The following is an 18,570-nucleotide window of genomic DNA, read 5'->3' as shown; positions in this document are numbered from 1 at the left end:
CCACCTAATTTGAAGGAACGTCGGTATCGGCAGCACCGGGGGCAACGCCACCATGAACATGCGTATCGCCGATATTTGCTTCATTATGTTTGACATGGCCGTCGTTGAAATTGACGTCACCATTCACAACCAGATTGCCCTCGATCGTGACCGTGCCGTCCTTGACGGTTACTGAAACACCAAACGCGCGCAGCACATTTGCGAGCATATCTTCGCTTGGTGGCTGGTTCGCATCGGAAAACCCACCACGGATCAGAAGCCCTTGCCGGGTGTCACCGTTTGGATTGACCATTCCCACGATCTGCCCCAGCGAGAGCGGCATCCACGTGCTGGAATTCCCGCCGGATTCAGGGTGCGGATACCATGGCGACAGGAACGGCTCTCCGTTTTCGTCCTCGCCGAACTTGATCCGGTAACCGCGTTTGGGGTCGATTGCCGCAATTGGCCCAACCTTCATCGAGTTACCGAATGCCGTTTTCAGCATTTCGATGTCTATTTTCAGCGACAGGAGTTCCCGATACATTACGGAACCTTTCTCGGCGGTGGTACGCCTTCAATTTCAAGCGCGCCTTCCGCCATGTCAGGCGTAGCTCGGTCAACATCGCTGGCAAGCGGCCCAAGTCCAAGAGCGAGCAATTCATCTGCTGTCATCCCGTGGGACCGCTGAAGGTGTTCCCATGCCTCATATGACCCAACGCTGACAGCCTCAATGAAAGCCCCTTTCTTCTGGGTGCTTTCGTCAGTGCTAGCCTTGGCCAGATCTACAAACCGGGCAAAAGGGGTGCCGGCAATCAGGGCCCGACGAGGTTCCGGATCGTCGACAAGCAGCACGGTAAGCTTCATCTGTTGGGCGGCCAACCTCACGCCGTCCGACACATTGCCTGTGCGGACTCTTTCGACGGAAGCTATCCGGTAGCACAAACCGAGAAAGACCTGCCCCCATTCGTTGCCGGGGTCGGTCAAAGCATCGATTATCTGGCGTGCCAGCAAATCAAGCTGGAATTCAAAATTAGCGTCGGTATCGAGAACCCCGATCCCCAGCACGTTTTCTCCCGTTTTCGGGTCGATGCCAGTCATCGCAGCCGTCACGCCCGATTCAAAAAGCACTTCTGTCGTCCCATTGAGGAATAAGGAACGAAGTTCGTTTTCTCCAACGTCGGCCTTGGCTGCGTCTGTATAGATGGCTGTGAAAGGGCTTTTCTCAGTGGTGACCGCATTGCCGTTACTGTCAACGTCGATCACGCCAATTTCACTGTCGAGAACATTATTGCCGACGAGAGTCCGGCCTTTCAAGGCTTCGACAGCGGCGGTACGAATGGCAATCCGTGCGAGGCTCACGTCAAAGCACCTTCGGGTTAGGTTGCGGCCGTCTCTCCCATAATGGCATAGAGACGCCGGTGGGATCGGGCATCAACAAACTGGATTTCAAAAGTTGGTGTACCGGGGCGGTCTAACGCCATAATCCGATATCCTTTTGCGAGCGAAAGCTCCGGGTATCTTGAACGGTCAACGGCGAGCGTGGCCTTGCCAGCGGCGAGCCTGACATTCCAGTCGCTGTTGTTGCCGCCGTCTGGCTGCACGGCGTCTCGGCCCGCCGTTCGCAGAACTGCCTCGATTTCCTGCGGATTGCTACCGGGGATTTTCCGGCCTTTATCGAGGAAATAAATGCGGAGCGGCTCTGCGAATTCTGCGTCAACTTCCTCGTAAAGGGCGTCTCGATGTTCTTCGAACGGCGATGGGCTCATTTCGATTTACCGCCCTCGCCATCGATTTTCAGGGTTTCTTGTCCCTGCGTCGGGGGCTTTTTTGCTTCAGCTAGCTGTTCTGTCAGCGTGGCAACATTGTTGCGTTCCGCTTCCAGTTCCTTGCCAAGCTTGTCGACTTCATCTGCATGCGCTTTGTTCGCATCGTTCAAATCAGCTTGCAGCGAGCCGACCTCGCCGGAAAGCTTGACCTTGTCCGCTTCCAGCGCAATGATTTTCTTGGCAGCATCACCAAGTTCGGCAACGGTGCCATCCAGTTTTAACGTTAGTCGGGCGTTTTCAGCTTTGAGCGCTTCCATTGCCCCAGCATCCGCGCGAGCAGTTTCGGCAACTTTTGTTGCGGCTGCGGCATCTGCCTTTTTCCGCCTATCGGCCTCCAGAACATCATATGCGATGCGGTCGGTAATCAGATGATCACCGTAAAACTTCGGGACTTCGATCGGCTCATGGGGAAGAACAGAAATGTTCTGATGCGTTTCAAGAACCTTAGCAGGGATGATGCCGCCATGCGGGAACGCGATGACGATGGTGGGTTTCTTCGACATAGAGGATTCCTCTTGCATAAACACTGCGGCCCGCTTCTGTGGAAGCGGGTCGGTGCGCGTAATGCCGGTTAGATGGTGATCTTGCGCAGAGCGCCGGGTTTGGTGCAAAGCGAAATCGAATTCGACTGTACTTCGATATCGACCCCTTTGCCGTTGGGCATAGGGATCTGTTTCATGTAGCGAGGCAGGCCCTTGGTATTGACCGTTTCCATGTAATCGGCCGGCGCAAAGCGCGTGATAAAGAGGCCCGGTGCCCCCACAGGCGTCACGCGGCCTTCATTGTGGTCGATATAGGCAGAACCCAGATTGGCTGTCGCGCGTGAGCCCGTTTTGTAGCGCTCGAACACAAACTTGCCGACCGTGAACTTGTCAGGAATCGCCTCGCGGAGCTGACCTGCGCCATTGGTGGCAAGGAAGGTTTCACGGATACGCTTATGCCCCCAAAGCTTCAGGTGAAGATTGCGCCCGGTCCAGACATGGAAATGGTCATAGAAACCATCGAGATCATCTTCGATCGACCAGGTAACGTCCTTTTCCAGAATTTCATCGACCTTGGCTGTATCGTCATCGAGATCGAGAGAAACAGGAGCCGGGACGGCAATGCCAAAACGGCTATAAAGATCATGCAGCGTTCGTCCGGACTTCGATGTGACGATGCCCTTAATGGCGCCAACACGCTGATGCTCAAGGGTCATATCAAGGTCGAGCAAATGTCGATCAACTTTGCTCATGACGCGATCGGTTACCTGTTCGATCTCGGTTTCAGTACCGAACGCGCGGACATTCTGGACTTCATCCGCCTTCACCGAGTCGTTTCGCTCGTAATGATCCACATTGAACGGGAGCAATTTGCGAGATTCGCCTGTGGCCGTTTCGCCGGGCCCGCCGCGTTCGGTCGGCTCAACAAGGCTGAGAGAACCGTCACGCTCTTCGACAGATACGATGGTTGTGGTGACACCATCTTCTTCGAACATGCCGGATGCGCCGATCTGGCCGGGACGGTAAGGCTGATTGTTGACGGCTGCGGTCAGCGTCTGCACCGAAAACGCGTCATCGTTGAAAATATCAAGGGTTGGCATATGAAATTCTCCTTAGCGGGCCTTAATATGAACGGCGCGCAACTGTTCGAGTTTTGCCGCCTGCTTGGCATCGCTGTTAACGGAAGCGTCGAATACCAGCAGCGAAGTTTTCACCTCGGCGTGCACATTGATGATGACGGCTTCTGCATCGTCGGTTGTGGCATCGACCGCATAGCAAAGGATGGCCTTTGCAGTTTCAGCACCTTCGCTCCCTTCGACTTCGGCGTCGGGGGATGGGACGAAACTTCCCTTGGCTGCTGTCAGTTCGCCGAGAACGGTTCCCGGCTTGAGCTTGCCAGTGCCAGATGGGATTTTCGCAACATCGCGCGAGATATGACCGTCACCTTCATGCAGGATGAATTCGAGTGGGCGCGGACCCATAACCTTGTTTTCCATGGGTGGATTCTCCTACTTGGCCGCTTGACGGCGGGATGCGTAAATCTCGCCAGTGTTGATCTTCGCGGTTGGCGTTTCTTTCTTGCGTGGGGGCTGGGGCTGCGATTGACCGGATGCCAGCAAGCGGCGCTGTTCATAATCCTGCGCCGGGTCAGGTTCGCTCTGGCCTGCGTCCTCTGCCTTTGGCGCCAAGGTCAATGCCTTGATGGCGTCCTCTGACGACATAGTGGTGTCATAGGCAAAATGGCTTGCCAGTTGTTCGCGTCCCGATGCTTCGGGGCTGGTCATGATCGCCTTGATCCGCTCCTTGGTTGCCTTCTCGGCATTGGCCGTTGCGGTGGCGATATCGGCGGGAGTCTGGCCCGCCTGCGGCTTGTCAGTCATATCATTTTCCTTTTGACTGGTTGTCGCGGCAGCGGGTGCAGCCGCATTCATTTCACGGTCGAGAGACCACGAATTTTTCTTAGCCATCTGCTTCAGCCGGGCCGGAGCGTTGGCATAAATGCGATAATCGAAGGCAGAGAATGCGACGGCCTTGGCCTTTTCCGTTTCGGTCGCAAAACCTCGGGCGACAGCTTCTTCGCCGGTCAGCCATATTTCCTTGCGCATATCGGCGCGGATGGTTTCTGTATCCTCACCTGTACGCTCGGCGTAAATTTCCGCCATGAGGTCGCCTAGCTTGTTGAGAAATCCAACGGCGGCTTCGTGGTCATCGGCATTGCCATAAGTGACAGAGGCGGGATCGTGGATCATCATCAAGGCGCCGGTTCGCATGATGCGTTCCTCACCGGCCATGGCAATGACGGATGCCGCGGAACCGGCGAAGGCATCGACCACAACGGTGACCTTGCCTTTGTGTCCAACGAGCGCGTTGTAAATGGCCACACCGTCATAGACATAACCGCCTGCCGAATTGATGCGGACGGTGATGTCGGTGTCGCGACCGACTTCGGCAAGCGCGGCAAGAACATCCTGCGCCGTAAAGCCTTCATCCCAATAGTTATCGCCGACGAACCCGTAGAGTACGAGTTCGCCGTCCTGAAGAACGGGCATTGTGGAAACTCCTGTTAGATCAGCAGAAACGCATGCGCTTTGCAAACCGGCGGCGGGGTCCGCCGCTGATGTTCTGGCATTCTGCCGTCAGACGCTCGATCTCCTGATCGAGCGCCGCGATATTGGTTTTGCCATACCGGACTTCATCATCACCGAAGCGCACAACTTCTGTCTGTCCGCCAGCCGCAATCTGGATGCGCAGACCGCGTAGCTTTTTGGCTGCGGCGCACGGGTCATCAAGATCGATTACCGTTTTTCTGATGCGGATGGTGTTCATGCCGCAGCCTTCTTCTTGTTGCTATTGTCCGGCGGGTCATCGACCGGAAGCGGTGGTTGGTTCGGGCGCTCATAAGGCGAACGCATCCCAGCCGTGATGTAACGACTATGTTCACGCTGCTGCTGGTTAAACAGCTCGTCCGGGTCGATCCCCTTTTGACCGCATTCGATGGCGATCGAGGATGTGCCGTTCGCCAGCCGCTCCGAGACGGCCCGCTCACTTTTGTAATCGTCCGCAGTCGGGGCCGCAGGCCCTTGCCACTGTGCCCAGGTGAATTTTTCACGGTTGGCAGCAAAAACCTCATAGGAGACTTTGAGCTTGATACGGCCTTCACCGACCATCTCGTCAAACCAGCTTTCGTAAACGGCCTGCAACATCGGGGCAGCGAGACGCTCACGGCGGCGGACTGCAATCGGCCAGATGGTGGCATTCTCCATGCGAACCGACGAATAGGTCGCATCCGAGTGGTCCATGGCATAACTGCTGTATGTGATACCAATGGCGCGGGCAGTTTCTCGGTCAAGACTGCTTGCGAAAGGCAAATATTCCTTACCGGGCGTAGATGATGACCGAAATTGCAGATCTTCTCCTGGCCCCAGATGCGCGACAGTCGGTGTACCGTTGATGCCGATATTGCTTTCCCGAGCCTTGTCCATCTTGGCGTTCAGAAAACCAATGAATTCGGTCCGAAGTTCATCATCCTCAAGAACTTCTAACGCCTCGAACGCATCTTTCGAAGGACTATCGCTTGTAAGAACCGCCGCAAAAATGGTTTGCAGAATTGCGGTTTGTAGGGTCGCTTCGTCCAGAACCTCTTTTTGGGCGTGCTTGCGGATGGCCGATGAGAGAACTGAAATGCCGCGAACATCTGTTGCATCAGTGGGGTCGAACAGATGCAGGACAATCGGGCGCCCATCATCGTCATATGCGGGATAACGGACTTTCTGGATAACTCCGCTAACCTTTTCTTCGAACAGATAGCCGACCGGGCGTCCGTCCTCGTCGTGGTAGACCCCCTGAAACAGATTTTCGAACTCGTTGGTATCCTGTACCAACTTGCTCGGCGGGGTCATGCAGACCTTCAGTCCTGTCTTGATCCCTTTCGCCCTGCGTTTGGCGCGAGGCATGTAATCCAGAATGCCAGTAATTTCACCATAAGCCATGTACCAACGCAGACCGATATCGACCAGCTGGGGCAGGGTGAACTTTCCCCGCATATCGCATTCACGCGGGTTCCACGCAAAACGCTTCCATTCCCGTTTGATCTCGGCAATGAGGGCGGCTATCTCGTCAGCCGAATATCCAAGCCCATCGAGTTCCGGTTGCGGCTGCAATACAAGCTCAACACCAACAGTATCGACGAGAACCTGATCGCATGCTCCTTTGAGCTTGCCGGAATTCTGGATGAAATCCAGAGCGTAGGCGGCAGCACGCTGCCAGCTTCGGCGGATTTCCTCACGGTTGTCGACAATGGAAACCCGTTGCGCAGCGAGAACGCCGCTCTTGGAATCGCGCAGCATCCTTGCGGTTGGTCGCGCGGAAACGCCCGACAGCACTGTGCCGGAGCGCAGCGCACGGCCTACCCCTTTAATGCGGTCGAGCAGCTTCATCTATTTTTCCATGCATTGCGCCGCGATTCAATATCGCGTGGCTTTTTCGGTTTTTCGGGTTTGTCGAAGACAGATTGCTCGGCATGGCCGAACAAATCATTCTCAGCTGGCACGCCGTGAACCTTGACCAGCAGGTCAGACCACCGCTCGGCGGTCAGGCGGAGTTTACGTTCAAGGTGCCAGCCGAGTGCGAAAGCGTAAACGGTAGCGTCAAACCAGTCGTTTTTGCGCCCTGCGATCTTTTTCCAGACGCGGCCCGCCTTTGACGGGATCATTTTTCGCTTGCCACGTGACGGCGATGCGAGCGCTGCTTCATCGGGGTCAACGAGACTTTCGGCGGTCAACTCCTTGGCGAAGTCTTCGTCGCAAATATCGTTGGCGATGTGCAACGTGTTGCGGGGCCATTGCCCACTATCGTCGGCACCCAGCACCAGGTTGGCGAGGGACGCGACGACAGCAGTTTTCACGTCAAACAGTCCGACCGGGTAGAGAAGAACCTTTGCGATAATGCGCCGGTGCTTGTCCTTGATATCCCGTTTCACTGGCGTTCCAAGCCAAGGGAGCCCCTGCGGTGCGCGACCATCGAGCGCGTAAACATTCGCGCGTGGTGCGCAAAAGCGATAAACGCGGTCGGTCGCGAAACCGGAGTCGACGCCGGAAAGGTCGATACCCTTCATGCCGCCGCCGGCGGTCGGGTATTCTCGCCCGAATGCATCGGAGAGTTTGATCCACGGTTCGTCGCTTTGGTCAGGGGCTCCCTCAAAAATCTCACGATCAATGATCTGATATTGTCCGCGAGGGCCAATGGCGATGACCATCCACTTGATACCATAGCCCTGCACGTCGGCCGCTGAAACTATGAGACCGGCCCATGACGGAATGACCCGCGAAGGCTGCAATTCCTTGCGAACGGCCTCAACGATTTTCTCATGCTCGACAGCTATTCCGGCAGGATCATATGGCAGGGCCAGATCCTGTTGAAAGAACGTGCGCAACTTGGTGATGTTGCCTTGCGCATCTGTCCAACGAGTCCAGATATCGGCCCAACGCTCGCGCGGGGCATAAGCTGCCCACAAGTGCCACGATGGTTGCCAGTCCCGGCATCGGCCTTCGCATGGATTGCAACGCCAATGTTCAATATCGCGATCAGGTATCGCAAGTGGAACCGGCGGCTCACCTTCATGCACACGGCGCGCGATCCATTTCCCTTGCGGTAACATTTCATGCTTATGGCCATCGAGAATGACCTCGTTGCAGGAAATGCAGCGGAAGTGTACCGGCAAACCCTTTTCGGAGTCTGCTGGCGACATATTGTCGAATTCCAGCGCCTGATATATCCGGCAATGCGGGCAGGGCAGGTAATAATAACGCTGATCCCCAGCTTCGAAATCGTCAGTGATCGCGCAGGCGCCAGCAATTCCGGGTGTTGACCCCTGCCATTCCTTCGCAGTGTCGCCATGCATTTTCTGTCGGGCGCGGGCCTGATCACGTGGGCTGCCGCGTCCGTCAACATCACTCAGATATCCTGTGATCTCATCCATAGCGAGATACTTGATGGACACCATCTGCAGGCCCTTCGACGAACCCGCATTGACGATCTGGCAAAACCCGCCGGCGAAACGTTTGAACGCCGTGGTAGATCCCTGTTCGTCGCGACTGTTGACCGGAAGCACCTTGTGCTTGATGCGCGGTGTCGCCTCAATCGTTGGATGAAGCTTGATGCGGTTGAACTTCGTCGCTTCTTCCAGCGTCGGCAGCACGATCATCATCGAGCCCGGCGCCTGATCGACAATGAAACAAAACCAGTTTTCAATTGCGGTAGACTTGCCGAGCTGCGCAGCCCATCGGGCAGTGCAGCGGCGTGCAGGATGATCCGGATGCAGGCAATCTTGCGGCTCGCGCAGGTACGGCACACGGTCAGTGCGAAAGTCGCCCGGCCAAGGCGAACCGGATTCAGGAGAGACTTTGCGATACCTATCCGCGTGTTCCGAAATAGTCAGGTCTTCGATAGGGCGGCTGGCTGCTTCCAGCCCCCGAAACAACACCAGTTCGCCACGGGGCAATTCCATGAATTGCTCACGGGGCTGCGGGGCGTTCATATCTGTTCGCTTTCCTCTTTCTGTTCGTCGGCTGGGTCTGCCTCGTCACGTTGACGCATGGCATCGATCCGACCGAGAATTGTCTGATTGAAAACTTCCAGTCCCTTACGCACAAACGCCTTGAGAACCAAACGCGTGGCGCGCTCATCGAAGCCGTACTTCACCGAGGCGTTTGCGGCTTCCGTTTCCAGTGCGCGCTCAAACGCGCTCTGCATCAGGGCAACGGCATCACGTCCGGCCCGGTCCACTTCCGAAACCTTGGTCAGGGTCTTTCGACGTTCCGCCAAGTCCATCTCGCGCAGCTCGGCATCAGCTTGGGCCTTGCGCGCCGCGCCATCGGACTGACTTCCAGAAAATCGCGGCGCAGGGGTAAAGTTCCCCTGCGCCGCAATAGTCCGCGCTGTGGGAGGAGCTACGCGGATTCGGATATTTTCGTTTCGGTGGGCGACCAGAGTATTGAATTCAACAAGCCGCGCCTTTCCATCGTCGCGAAGCTCGACCGCTTCCGAATGCTGTTTCAGATAACGCGACAGGGTCGAGCGTTCGACCGGATCACCCATCGCGGTTAGCCGCTTGGCGGCTTCCGAAATCGAAATCCAATCACCGTCTGGCATGGCGTCCCGTTTTCCGTTGTGTGCACATGCACGTGTAGGCACGTGTATCTGTGTATCGCTTTCAAAATGACCTACTGGCGAAAACCGGCAGTCGAGCCCGCCCGTCCGGTGGATTAGAGGCGGATACGGTCCCTAAAAGGGGGTGGGGGGGTCACCCGAGGAGCTTGCGAATGACCGCCTCGACCCGAGGGGGCATGGTCACGGTCGCCTCGCGCTCGAATGCAGATCGGGTTTCGCCGCGCACCATCTCATCGGGAATGCGAACGTCCGACTTCACCTGCGTGACGCGTCGTTGCGAAGCGCGGCCAATGCGTCGGTAAACATGCCCATCCAAGTTCCAGTCTTTCACGTGACGGTATGGAAACTGACCGCCCATGATGAAGGTGCTATGGAATATACGGCGCTTGCCGAAGGGCTGCGCCGATACACCGGACCGGGTTTCACGTGCCTTGAAGTACTTGAGCCGAATGAACCCGCCACGGGATTGCAGCGAATAAAACAGTTTTCCCGGCTTTGCCGTATCTACGTTTTTCACCGCCCGTACAATGACCTGACGTTGCAAGCCAGTCTGCTTGGTGAGGTTACGCACCACCCGGGTGCGGGCACGCCGACCAATCTGATTGACAATACGCGGCAGGACTTTCGGAAATTCCGTTTGCAGCCGTTTGATGCCACTGGCGTACCGGCGCAAACCCTCGATGTTTTCCCATCGATAGTTGAGCATCGCGAATTCCGCCTGTGAAACGAAAAACCCCGGTCGCAGGTGCGCCGGGGTTCTGTCTAATCTTTTTTAGCATCCAAGGTGTAAGTCAACCCGAAGTCGCAGGTCAACACATATTTTCAGGCTCTAGCCGTTGGACACCGTCAAAAGCCCGGAAAAGCTGGACACCAACCATGTCGCGATCTTCAAGCCATGGTGTTGCCGAGCGGTGCGAAAAGGCCAATTTGTGGCCGACGAGCCGATCCATGAGCGCTGATTCTAGCTTTGTGAGGGCGGCAACCCAAATCTGGTAATCGATCCGACCCAGAATATCGGCTGTTGGATCAGGTGTTAGGACAAACTTTCGATAAGCACCCGGATATGGCCGACGCGCGCGACGGTTAAAACCATCAACCTCTATCAAGTATTCTCTACCGAAAGCGTCAACCGCTGGCCGTTGAACGAACCATGCCGGCTCACCTTCGCGGCGTGCGAACACCACGCATTCCGGTTCCGGTGCGCTGTAATCAGGTACGCGGCCCAAGACGGCGCTGGAAATCACGAGCGAGGCAATGCCAGCGCTGCGCGAACGGGCAGGACGCAGCATCAGGCGTTCCCTTGCCCGTGCCACCGCATCTGCAGTGAGCCCGTCGAAATCCTGCCAGTCGGCAACCGGGTTCCAGCCATCCGGGAAAGAAACATCAAAACGGGCAAGTTCGGCAACGGCCTTGCCGACTTCAAGCGCATCCTCATGCGGCGCACCCTGTTCAATCCACATGCCGGGATCGGCACGGTCGCGGTCGACAAGCGTCATGAGTTCGGCAAAGCCCAGAACTTTTCCCCATGACGAGGCTTCCAGTTGCCGCCAGGCAGAGTGAATGTTATCCAGTCCATCTGCACCGCCACCTTTCGGCAGTTCGTGGACGAAAGCCCAGACGAGAAGTTCATCAATCGTAACGGTTTTCATGTTTTGCACCACTTGCGATAGTTTGCACCAGTTTGCACCACTTGGAAAAGTGGAAATAGAATAATAAAATCAGTCTTTTGCACCACTCTGCACCAGTTTTGGCTTGTGCATATAATAAGCTTTTTCCCCCATCCCCCTTTTTCCCTTATATATACATAGAGAAAACTGGTGCAAACTGGTGCAAGTTGTTGAAATCATTCCATTTATCCCGTTGTTTAAACTGGTGCAGAGTGGTGCAAACTGGTGCAAACTACTGCACAGCATAAGTTTAATCATATCAAAGGGTTGCCGGTTTTCAGGAGCGAAAGCCGTGCCGAAGGCGGGGTTGCGGGGAAGATTGTCGAGCATCATCGCATGTGCGCCTCATAATCGTCAGAGCCGGACGCGTGAGCGGGTTTAGGAACCTCAATCAGGCGCAGGCCATGGTATTTCACAGCGCGCCCGTCCTCGCGTCGGTACTTCTTTTTCATAATCAGTCCGAATCTGGTCAGCGAAATAGGCTTGCCGCCCTGATCGACGGTGAAGTCAACATAAGCCTGATAGAAGTCCTTGGCAGTCACCTCGCCATGCTCATCAGCTTCGATACATCGGGCACAGAAAGCGGACGTGGGGTCCATTTCGTCGCGGTATTCCTGCGTTTTCGCCTCGACCGATGCCGGAATGACCAGCCCTTCACGCAGGAAGATCAGCACACCCTCTATGAGCCAATTCAGTATGCCCGGATATTCAGGCTGGAATTCCGAAACGACTTCCTCAAATTCGCGCTGCTCTTCCTTTTTCAGTGTCACAGGCCAATGCACCACGACCATGCGCCGCCAGATGCCGTTGTCCGTGCCGGTGATGCGAGGATAGCCGTTGCCGGACATGTGCCCGGTGAATATGGGCTTGAAATCGAAGTAGCCCTGAAACAGGTCGCGGACGGTGAAATCTTCGCCGCCTGTCAAATCCTTGACCAGATTTTCGCGCAAATCCTCGCCTTCAGGCAGTTCCTTGACGCGCAGGAAGCGTCGGCCATAGAGCCGGGCCATGTCGGGCGAAGCTGCGCCGCCTGAATTGCCTTCGCCTATGAAGGATTCGGAAGGCAGTGTAACAGAAACATCGCCCAGCAGGCGGCAGAGCGTTTCCATGTAGACGGATTTGCCGTTAGCGCCGAAGCCGTAATGAAAGAATAGTTTCTGGACCGTGATGCCGACCAAACCCAATCCGGACGCCACCTGCACCATGCGGCGCACATCGTCGCTCGGTAGCATCCGCTTGAGGAAGGCGTCCCATTTCGGGCATTTGGCTTTCTGGTTGTAGGCGACAGGTACAATCTGTGTAATCAGGTCGGTGCGCCGATGCCCCTTTATCACTTTGACGCTCGCGGACTTTTGCTCAATTGTTTCGGGGATATCCTCGCGATTGTCGTCAGGATCATCGAAAGCCGGGTTTCGCACTTCCTCGACCTTGCGTGAGAAAATCAGGGTGTGATCAAGCAGAGCAACCTTGAGCGGGTCGGCGTTGAAGTCGTCTGGCGAGCGCATCACATGCGGTGCCAGACACGTCAGCATCGCTTCCAGCCGCGCGCGGTTCTTTGATGTGACCGCGTGATCCATGCGTCGTTTTTTGCGCTTGGCAAGGTTTGCTTTCGCATTCAGCGCGGCATCAGCCAGTTTCTTTTCAGGTTTTGATCGTTCATCCTCCGTTTTTTTCAAGGCATCCTTGCCAGCCTTGACGGCCTCATCCTCGGCAGAGGTATATTGCAGGAAATCGGCTTCCATGGCGATGCGCCCACCAAGCTGTTGCGCAATGGCAAGCGAACGCGGATCGCCCGTATCAATATCCCAATGTGTGCCGTCCCATATCGCATAGGTCGCCTTTCGTGCCTTGCTCTGGGCGAGCACCAGCATATCGTCACCAAAGTGGCGCTGCAGCCGTTCCGCGTTGTCAGTGTCGGAATGATCGAGTGAAGCGCAGGCTCTCACAACTTCGCGGTCAACTGTCCTATCCCCGCGCGCGGTAGCGGCAGGCTCACCATCATCTGGGGAGTGCGCATCAGGTGAACCATCGGTAGCGGGGTTGCGGGGATCGATATCGGCCGCTTCCGCCTGCCGTGATGCTTCGTCCATGATAGCTCGAACAGCCGCTGGAATGTCTTTGGTAGTCTTGGTCACGCGGCACCTGCCATCATTTCAGAAAAATCAGTCCCGGCCGGAGGCCAGGCAATTGCTACCTTGCGGTTCTGTCGCAGAATGCGTGTTCGCGCGCGCGCCATTGCGGCGGACGTCATGACGCGCTCAGAATCGCCGTCGCCCAAAAGCACAATCTCGCGCACATGGTCGCCAACCCAGAAACCATCATCTGGCCCTTGATCCGGGCGCGGGGCAGGCCCTTGCACCATGACTGCGCGCAGACGCCCCTTGGCGTCTTCTTTCTTCAAGGTAGGGTGCGCAAAGCGTGATGCAGGGTCAGCGGGGCCGGAGAGATTGCCAAGATCGCCGGCGGCGAAATAGAACGTATCGGGGCGCAGGTTTTCGGCGCGAGCAACAGCCAGCGTATTTTCGATCCCTTCGCCGCCCACCCAACGTTCCATGCGTGGATGACCGGCAAGCGGGATCAGCCCGCCTTTCTTGCTGCCGCGCATTTTTTTGGTGGGCAGAATCTCTCCCAATTCAGGATCAATAATGTCGGGCCTGCATTTCGGGCGATTATTGAGGTCAATCCAGGTGATGTGGCACCCAATAACACTAAGGTCAGAGCCAATGATCGGCGCGATCATGGCAGGCCCTTCATGCAGGCTCGCGTCACCATGCCAATAGGTTACAGATGTACCGACACGCAGCCAGTCATATTCGGGTACACATGCGCCCCTTGCCATCAGATAAAACCGGCCATGCATCGCCCCAGCACTGTAAAGAGTGACAGCGCGGCCATAGATTCCCCGCGCCTTGTTGCGCTCGATCTCACGATAATCAGCCTGGCTTTTTGCCCGTTCTTCCTGCAATTCGGCATTGCGCTGGCGCTGTTCTTCCAGCCGCTTTAAGCGCGCAGTCCTGTCTTCATCCGATTCCCGCTCGCCACCTTCCGGGATGGGCTTGTCAAGGAGGATCGAGCAGGCTTCCAGCAAACCTTCGCGGCTGCGAACATTGAGGCCACGCACATGCGCCGCCATGCCTATCGCATCATTCCCGCCTATACCGCCTTGACGGCAGTTCCATTTGTTCTTCTGGGTGTTGAAGGCGAACGTATCCTTGCCGCCGCAGGCGGGGCAGGGTTGCGGGTGTTCGCTTCCGCGCGGATTGCATTTCAGGTTGAGGCACTGCGCAGCATCCGCGATCGTGATGGTGCGTGCATCTTCGACAAAGAGTTTAAGGGCACTATTCATCGGGAGCCACCTGCATCCTTTCTGCGAGCAAGCGCATTGCGACTTGTCACCATGGTGTAGCCGTCAGGAAAACGTACAAGACAGGAATTCATGACCTTGGCGCGTATATTGACCGCGCATGGCTGGCCCTTGCGGCCCTGCCGGTTCCATCGGTAAAGATAGGGGAATTGGACAGGAGAGGTCATTCCGCTGCCTCCATACGAAGGGCCAGATGGCCGCAATTGGCGGCGACGAGTGCGGCGGCAACGGGCGGCGAAACGCTGTTTCCGCAGCAGGAAACCTGCACCGATTTCGAGAAAAGCCCGCCATTGACGCCGCGCTCGATCTCGTAATCAGGCGGGAAACCTTGCGCGAGATAAAGCTCGCGTGGCACCAGCATGCGCATGCCGATGTCGACGATGACATAGACCACGCCGCCCGCTTCGACGGTGACGAATTCGCGTTCGTCCCAGAAACCGTGGGCGCGGAGAAATGCAGCCACTTCACGCGCCCGTTCGGCCTGTGCTGGCGTGAAAGGTGGCACATCGAGCGCGGCCTCGACATGGCCGTGACGGTCTTTAGTGGTTACGGTCCTGACAGGCTGGTTTTCTTCACCACCATCGCCAGTGCCGTAGTAGGCTTGTAGATATGGAGCCACGACGCTTTGCTGCGAGCCGGTTTGCGTGACCGTCGAGACCGGCTCATCCATGGAGCGACCGGGATTGACGCCGCCCTCGCGGCGGCTGTCATTATTATGCTGGGCCATATAAGCGGTAATCAGGCGTGACTTGCCTTGACCGTCCGGCATAACGGTGTGGCCCGGCTCATCAATGCCGTGGCCTGTTGACGTCCCGAAATCGCGAGCAATCAGCGCGGTGGCTAGCGCGTGTTTTGTGCCGCCTGCGACCACCGTGCCAAGCGGCCTATCAATATCCAAAGCGCGCGGGGCCTGCCCCGACCGCTCACCATAACCAACCTGGACTAGTGTCGGCGCGATAACGCTGTTCTGGTCTTTCGTGCTGGCCGTAATTGTATGCGAGGGGCTGTCAATCGGGCGGGTCGAGCCGCCATGTTGGGCGGCGGTAAGCACCGGGGCGACAACGGTCAGCCCGGCCCCGCCTGCCGTGATGGTATGTGTCGGCTCATCTGCGCCATTGAAAGGCTTGCCCGCATTTCGCATCGTCATCAGATGCGGGGCTACAACGCCCAAAGGAGCTGCACCGCCGGGCCGTTTGATAAAGCTGTTTGCTGTAACGGTAGAAAGCGGCTCGCGAGCGTCCTGCCCCGTGGCTCCGGTGTTGAAGCGGATAACGGACGGCGCAATTAGCGCATTGGAAATACCACCAGCTGTGACGACACCGTGCGGTTCGGTAAGGGGATATTCCCTGCGCCCGCCACTATCACCATGAGCTACCGATGCAAGGTGCGGGGAAACCACAGCCTTTTCACCGCGATGCGCGCCGGTGATCGTTTTGAACGGCTCGTCAACCGCCTCGACCCTCCCGCCATGGGTCAGGTTTACAAGAAACGGACGTTCGGCATTCAGCACATAGCGCTTCATGCCACGCGCGACACGAGCCATGGTATTATCAGCAAGCGGGCGAACCGACCGAAGCCCATGCTTTTCCATAATCTGCTCGGACGTGTCGAAAATGGAAGGGCAGGGCAGCGACCAGTCGATAATTTCCGCTGCGGTGCGCCATGGCAGCTTGCGCCCGGAAACAACATCCGGTTCGGTTGGCGCGCCATGGGTCGGCTCCGGCCAGACAATGGGCTGGCCGTCGAAACGAATAACGGCGAAGAAGCGCTTGCGAATGGTCGGTGCGCCGTAATCGCAGGCGCGCAATTCCCGCCACTCGATCTTGCCCCCAAGCGAGCGAATCTTGCGGCACCATTTTCTGAAATAGTCGCCCTTGCGCTCTGGATCTGGCATCAGGCCGCGCGCCGTTTCGATCAGCGGGCCGTAATCCTGAAATTCCTCAACGTTTTCGAGAATGACAACATCAACCTTGCCGCCGCTGCGCTGAATGCGCTCGATCCAGCCGGGGATTATCCATGCGAGGTCGCGAATGTTGCGTTCGACAGGCTTGCCACCCTTGGCCTTGGAAAAATGCTTGCAGTCCGGTGAAAACCAGCCCAGCCCGACATGCGCGCCGCGTAGATAATCGAGCGGGTCGATCTTGTAGACATTTTCCGACAGGTGCAGTGTTTGAGGGTGGTTCGCCTCATGCAAAGCCAGTGCGGCCGCATTGTGATTGATGGCGATATCCGGCGAACGGCCCAAGGCCATTTCAATGCCGGTGGATGCCCCGCCACCGCCTGCAAATGAATCAACAATCAGCGGGAGGCTCATTGTGCTGCCCCCACCTGATCGCGACCCTTCACACCCCAATGGTCATCCAGTTTCCACCGGCTGCAGATCGTGTTGAAGTACGATCGGATTTTGTATTCCGACATACCAGTGGCCTTGACCATCTGGCGGCGGGTCATTCCCATTTCGCGCAGAAGCATCAACCCTTCGATGACCATTGCAGTTGGCAATTCAGGGGTGAAGCTTGCAGGTGTAATACTGCCGGGCTGACCAAATGTTTTCATGGGTAAACCTCTCGTCGGGTTGCGAGCGAATGCTTGTCAAAAAAGGAAGGAGAACGCCCAAGCCAGGCGCAGAATGATGCAAGCGAGTCCGGGCCGATCGCTTTACCTGCGATGACGCGGTGCACGTCGTCAGAAGGAACGCCACATGTCCGGGCGACCTGCTGAATGTTCATGCGGCAAAGGATTCTCTGGCGGTCAACGAACATGCCAAGCACTGTGAAATCGGTCGATCCCCTCATGTGGTTGCCTCATTTGTGAACAAGGGACCAAGATCGGAGGCATCAGTGCGGGCATTCGAAACGCGCCATTCCTTTTCGATGCGTCGTTTGGCGATGTCGGCGTATTCAGGGTTGAGCTCGATGAGGATAGCGCGGCGACCGTGGCGCGCAGCGACCAATGCCGTGGTTCCGGCGCCGCCGAATGGATCGAGAACGACACCATCTTTCGGACAGCCACCTAAAATGCAGCGTTCCGCCAGTTCTGGCGGGAATGTAGCGAAATGGGCTTCGGAAAACGGCTTGGTAGCAATCGGCCAGACCGAAAGCGGTGCAGGTTCATAGTTGCGAAGAAAACGGCCATTTGCGCTCTGCTCTTCCTTCGTCATTTGATCCCAACGACCGTTAAAGCCATCGTGTGACCGTTCATGACCGCGCACGCGTTCACGGGTTTGATTATGAGCGATCGCGGTATGAGGAGTGTCGCAATCGGCCCAGCATGCTACTTTTCTATTTCCGATAGTTTTCCGTTTACCGGGTCTACCCTCAGTATATGAGCCTCCCCGATAGCCATTTGCATCTTCATCACTTGTCCGCCCCTGACGGACAGCTTCCGCGTCATAGAAAGCGCCCATGCGTATCCAGCGAGCACCATCGCGTGATGGATCGGTGATTAACGGGCAGCGCTCAATCAGATCCGGCGAAAAGGAAATCTCGCCCGTATCGCGGGCGCGCCATACGTCGCCATCATCTGATTTCGTCAGCATGAAGATTTTTTCATGCGCGGCGGATGGTCGATAAGCCCCGGAAGAATCCGGCATCGGATTGGATTTGCCCCAGATGATTTCCGACCGTACCCACCAACCATCGTCTTGAAGGGCGATCGCAAGCCGGTTCGGTATCATCAGCAGGTCTTTCGGCTTGATACCGCCACCGACCGTTGAGAACGGCTTGTCCCGGAAAGTTCGGTCGTCAGTTCCTTCAGCCTTGTAATCAGCAGCGGACTTGCCGTTTGGTGTGGTGGCGTAGCAATCGCCATAATTGATCCAGCATGTGCCGGTGGGCTTCAGGACCCGACGCACCTCTGCAAATACGCGAACCATAACGGCCAAATGTTCAGCGAGGGTTGGTTCCAAGCCCATCTGACCGCTAACGCCATAGTCGCGAAGGCCCCAATAAGGCGGGGATGTAACCACACAGTCGACGCTATCGTCTGGCATCGCGGCCATGACGCTAATGCAGTCGCCGAGACGAATTTCCACGCGTCCGTCGAGTAAGTTCATCGCCATGGTGTCACCGGAGAAAACAGAATAG

At 56.7% G+C, this 18,570-nt stretch carries 20 protein-coding genes; all 20 read right to left on the bottom strand.

What is annotated here, in order from left to right; all coding sequences use genetic code 11:
• Positions 1 to 4: 4 nt before the first annotated feature.
• Complete coding sequence (locus tag FG152_RS09610; protein WP_498986166.1) at positions 5 to 523, bottom strand: baseplate assembly protein; 519 nt, start codon at positions 521 to 523, stop codon at positions 5 to 7.
• Entirely contained in the window at positions 523 to 1,338 is an 816-nt protein-coding gene (locus FG152_RS09605; RefSeq protein ID WP_498986163.1) for a hypothetical protein, read from the bottom strand. Before FG152_RS09605 ends, FG152_RS09610 begins: the two co-directional genes overlap by 1 nt.
• Positions 1,339 to 1,355: 17 nt before the next feature.
• Positions 1,356 to 1,745 carry a hypothetical protein gene (locus tag FG152_RS09600; RefSeq protein ID WP_498986160.1) on the bottom strand — a complete coding sequence of 130 codons (390 nt, stop codon included), beginning with the start codon at positions 1,743 to 1,745 and terminating at the stop codon, positions 1,356 to 1,358.
• Positions 1,742 to 2,308: a hypothetical protein gene (locus FG152_RS09595; protein ID WP_498986157.1), complete on the bottom strand. Its 567-nt coding sequence runs from the start codon at positions 2,306 to 2,308 to the stop codon at positions 1,742 to 1,744. The genes FG152_RS09600 and FG152_RS09595 overlap by 4 nt, the downstream gene beginning before the upstream one ends.
• Positions 2,309 to 2,376: 68 nt before the next feature.
• Positions 2,377 to 3,387, bottom strand: a complete 1,011-nt coding sequence (locus tag FG152_RS09590) for a major capsid protein (protein WP_498986154.1) — start codon at positions 3,385 to 3,387, stop codon at positions 2,377 to 2,379.
• Between the two features lie 12 nt (positions 3,388 to 3,399).
• Positions 3,400 to 3,783: a head decoration protein gene (locus FG152_RS09585; protein ID WP_498986151.1), complete on the bottom strand. Its 384-nt coding sequence runs from the start codon at positions 3,781 to 3,783 to the stop codon at positions 3,400 to 3,402.
• 12 nt (positions 3,784 to 3,795) lie between these two features.
• Positions 3,796 to 4,836, bottom strand: coding sequence for a head maturation protease, ClpP-related (locus FG152_RS09580; protein WP_498986149.1), 1,041 nt, complete (start codon positions 4,834 to 4,836; stop codon positions 3,796 to 3,798).
• 19 nt (positions 4,837 to 4,855) lie between these two features.
• Positions 4,856 to 5,113 carry a hypothetical protein gene (locus FG152_RS09575; protein ID WP_498986146.1) on the bottom strand — a complete coding sequence of 86 codons (258 nt, stop codon included), beginning with the start codon at positions 5,111 to 5,113 and terminating at the stop codon, positions 4,856 to 4,858.
• Complete coding sequence (locus FG152_RS09570; RefSeq protein WP_498986143.1) at positions 5,110 to 6,723, bottom strand: phage portal protein; 1,614 nt, start codon at positions 6,721 to 6,723, stop codon at positions 5,110 to 5,112. The genes FG152_RS09575 and FG152_RS09570 overlap by 4 nt, the downstream gene beginning before the upstream one ends.
• Entirely contained in the window at positions 6,720 to 8,792 is a 2,073-nt protein-coding gene (locus FG152_RS09565; protein WP_498986140.1) for a terminase gpA endonuclease subunit, read from the bottom strand. Before FG152_RS09565 ends, FG152_RS09570 begins: the two co-directional genes overlap by 4 nt.
• Positions 8,793 to 8,818: 26 nt before the next feature.
• Positions 8,819 to 9,436 carry a hypothetical protein gene (locus FG152_RS09560; RefSeq protein WP_498986137.1) on the bottom strand — a complete coding sequence of 206 codons (618 nt, stop codon included), beginning with the start codon at positions 9,434 to 9,436 and terminating at the stop codon, positions 8,819 to 8,821.
• A 151-nt stretch (positions 9,437 to 9,587) separates the two neighbouring features.
• Complete coding sequence (locus FG152_RS09555) at positions 9,588 to 10,160, bottom strand: hypothetical protein (protein ID WP_498986135.1); 573 nt, start codon at positions 10,158 to 10,160, stop codon at positions 9,588 to 9,590.
• Positions 10,161 to 10,263: 103 nt separating this feature from the next.
• The gene (locus tag FG152_RS09550) at positions 10,264 to 11,103 is read right to left on the bottom strand and encodes a hypothetical protein (RefSeq protein WP_498986132.1); all 840 of its coding nucleotides are present in this window, start codon (positions 11,101 to 11,103) and stop codon (positions 10,264 to 10,266) included.
• Between the two features lie 69 nt (positions 11,104 to 11,172).
• Positions 11,173 to 11,454 (bottom strand): hypothetical protein, encoded by a 282-nt coding sequence (locus FG152_RS09545; protein WP_498986129.1) that lies wholly within the window; start codon positions 11,452 to 11,454, stop codon positions 11,173 to 11,175.
• The gene (locus tag FG152_RS09540) at positions 11,451 to 13,256 is read right to left on the bottom strand and encodes a DNA primase family protein (protein ID WP_498986126.1); all 1,806 of its coding nucleotides are present in this window, start codon (positions 13,254 to 13,256) and stop codon (positions 11,451 to 11,453) included. Before FG152_RS09540 ends, FG152_RS09545 begins: the two co-directional genes overlap by 4 nt.
• Entirely contained in the window at positions 13,253 to 14,467 is a 1,215-nt protein-coding gene (locus tag FG152_RS09535; protein ID WP_498986122.1) for a DUF7146 domain-containing protein, read from the bottom strand. The genes FG152_RS09540 and FG152_RS09535 overlap by 4 nt, the downstream gene beginning before the upstream one ends.
• The gene (locus FG152_RS09530) at positions 14,464 to 14,652 is read right to left on the bottom strand and encodes a hypothetical protein (RefSeq protein ID WP_498986119.1); all 189 of its coding nucleotides are present in this window, start codon (positions 14,650 to 14,652) and stop codon (positions 14,464 to 14,466) included. Before FG152_RS09530 ends, FG152_RS09535 begins: the two co-directional genes overlap by 4 nt.
• Positions 14,649 to 16,799, bottom strand: a complete 2,151-nt coding sequence (locus FG152_RS09525; protein WP_498986117.1) for a DNA cytosine methyltransferase — start codon at positions 16,797 to 16,799, stop codon at positions 14,649 to 14,651. Before FG152_RS09525 ends, FG152_RS09530 begins: the two co-directional genes overlap by 4 nt.
• Positions 16,796 to 17,041 carry a hypothetical protein gene (locus FG152_RS09520; protein WP_498986114.1) on the bottom strand — a complete coding sequence of 82 codons (246 nt, stop codon included), beginning with the start codon at positions 17,039 to 17,041 and terminating at the stop codon, positions 16,796 to 16,798. The genes FG152_RS09525 and FG152_RS09520 overlap by 4 nt, the downstream gene beginning before the upstream one ends.
• 235 nt (positions 17,042 to 17,276) lie before the next feature.
• Positions 17,277 to 18,545, bottom strand: coding sequence for a DNA-methyltransferase (locus tag FG152_RS09515; protein ID WP_498986111.1), 1,269 nt, complete (start codon positions 18,543 to 18,545; stop codon positions 17,277 to 17,279).
• Between the last annotated feature and the right edge of the window lie 25 nt (positions 18,546 to 18,570).

Origin of the sequence: Ochrobactrum sp. XJ1, from assembly GCF_024701725.1 — a bacterium.
In the GTDB taxonomy this organism is placed as follows: Bacteria; Pseudomonadota; Alphaproteobacteria; order Rhizobiales; family Rhizobiaceae; genus Brucella; species Brucella anthropi.
Note: the sequence above shows the minus strand (reverse complement) of the source record. Positions and strands in the feature narration are given on the sequence as shown.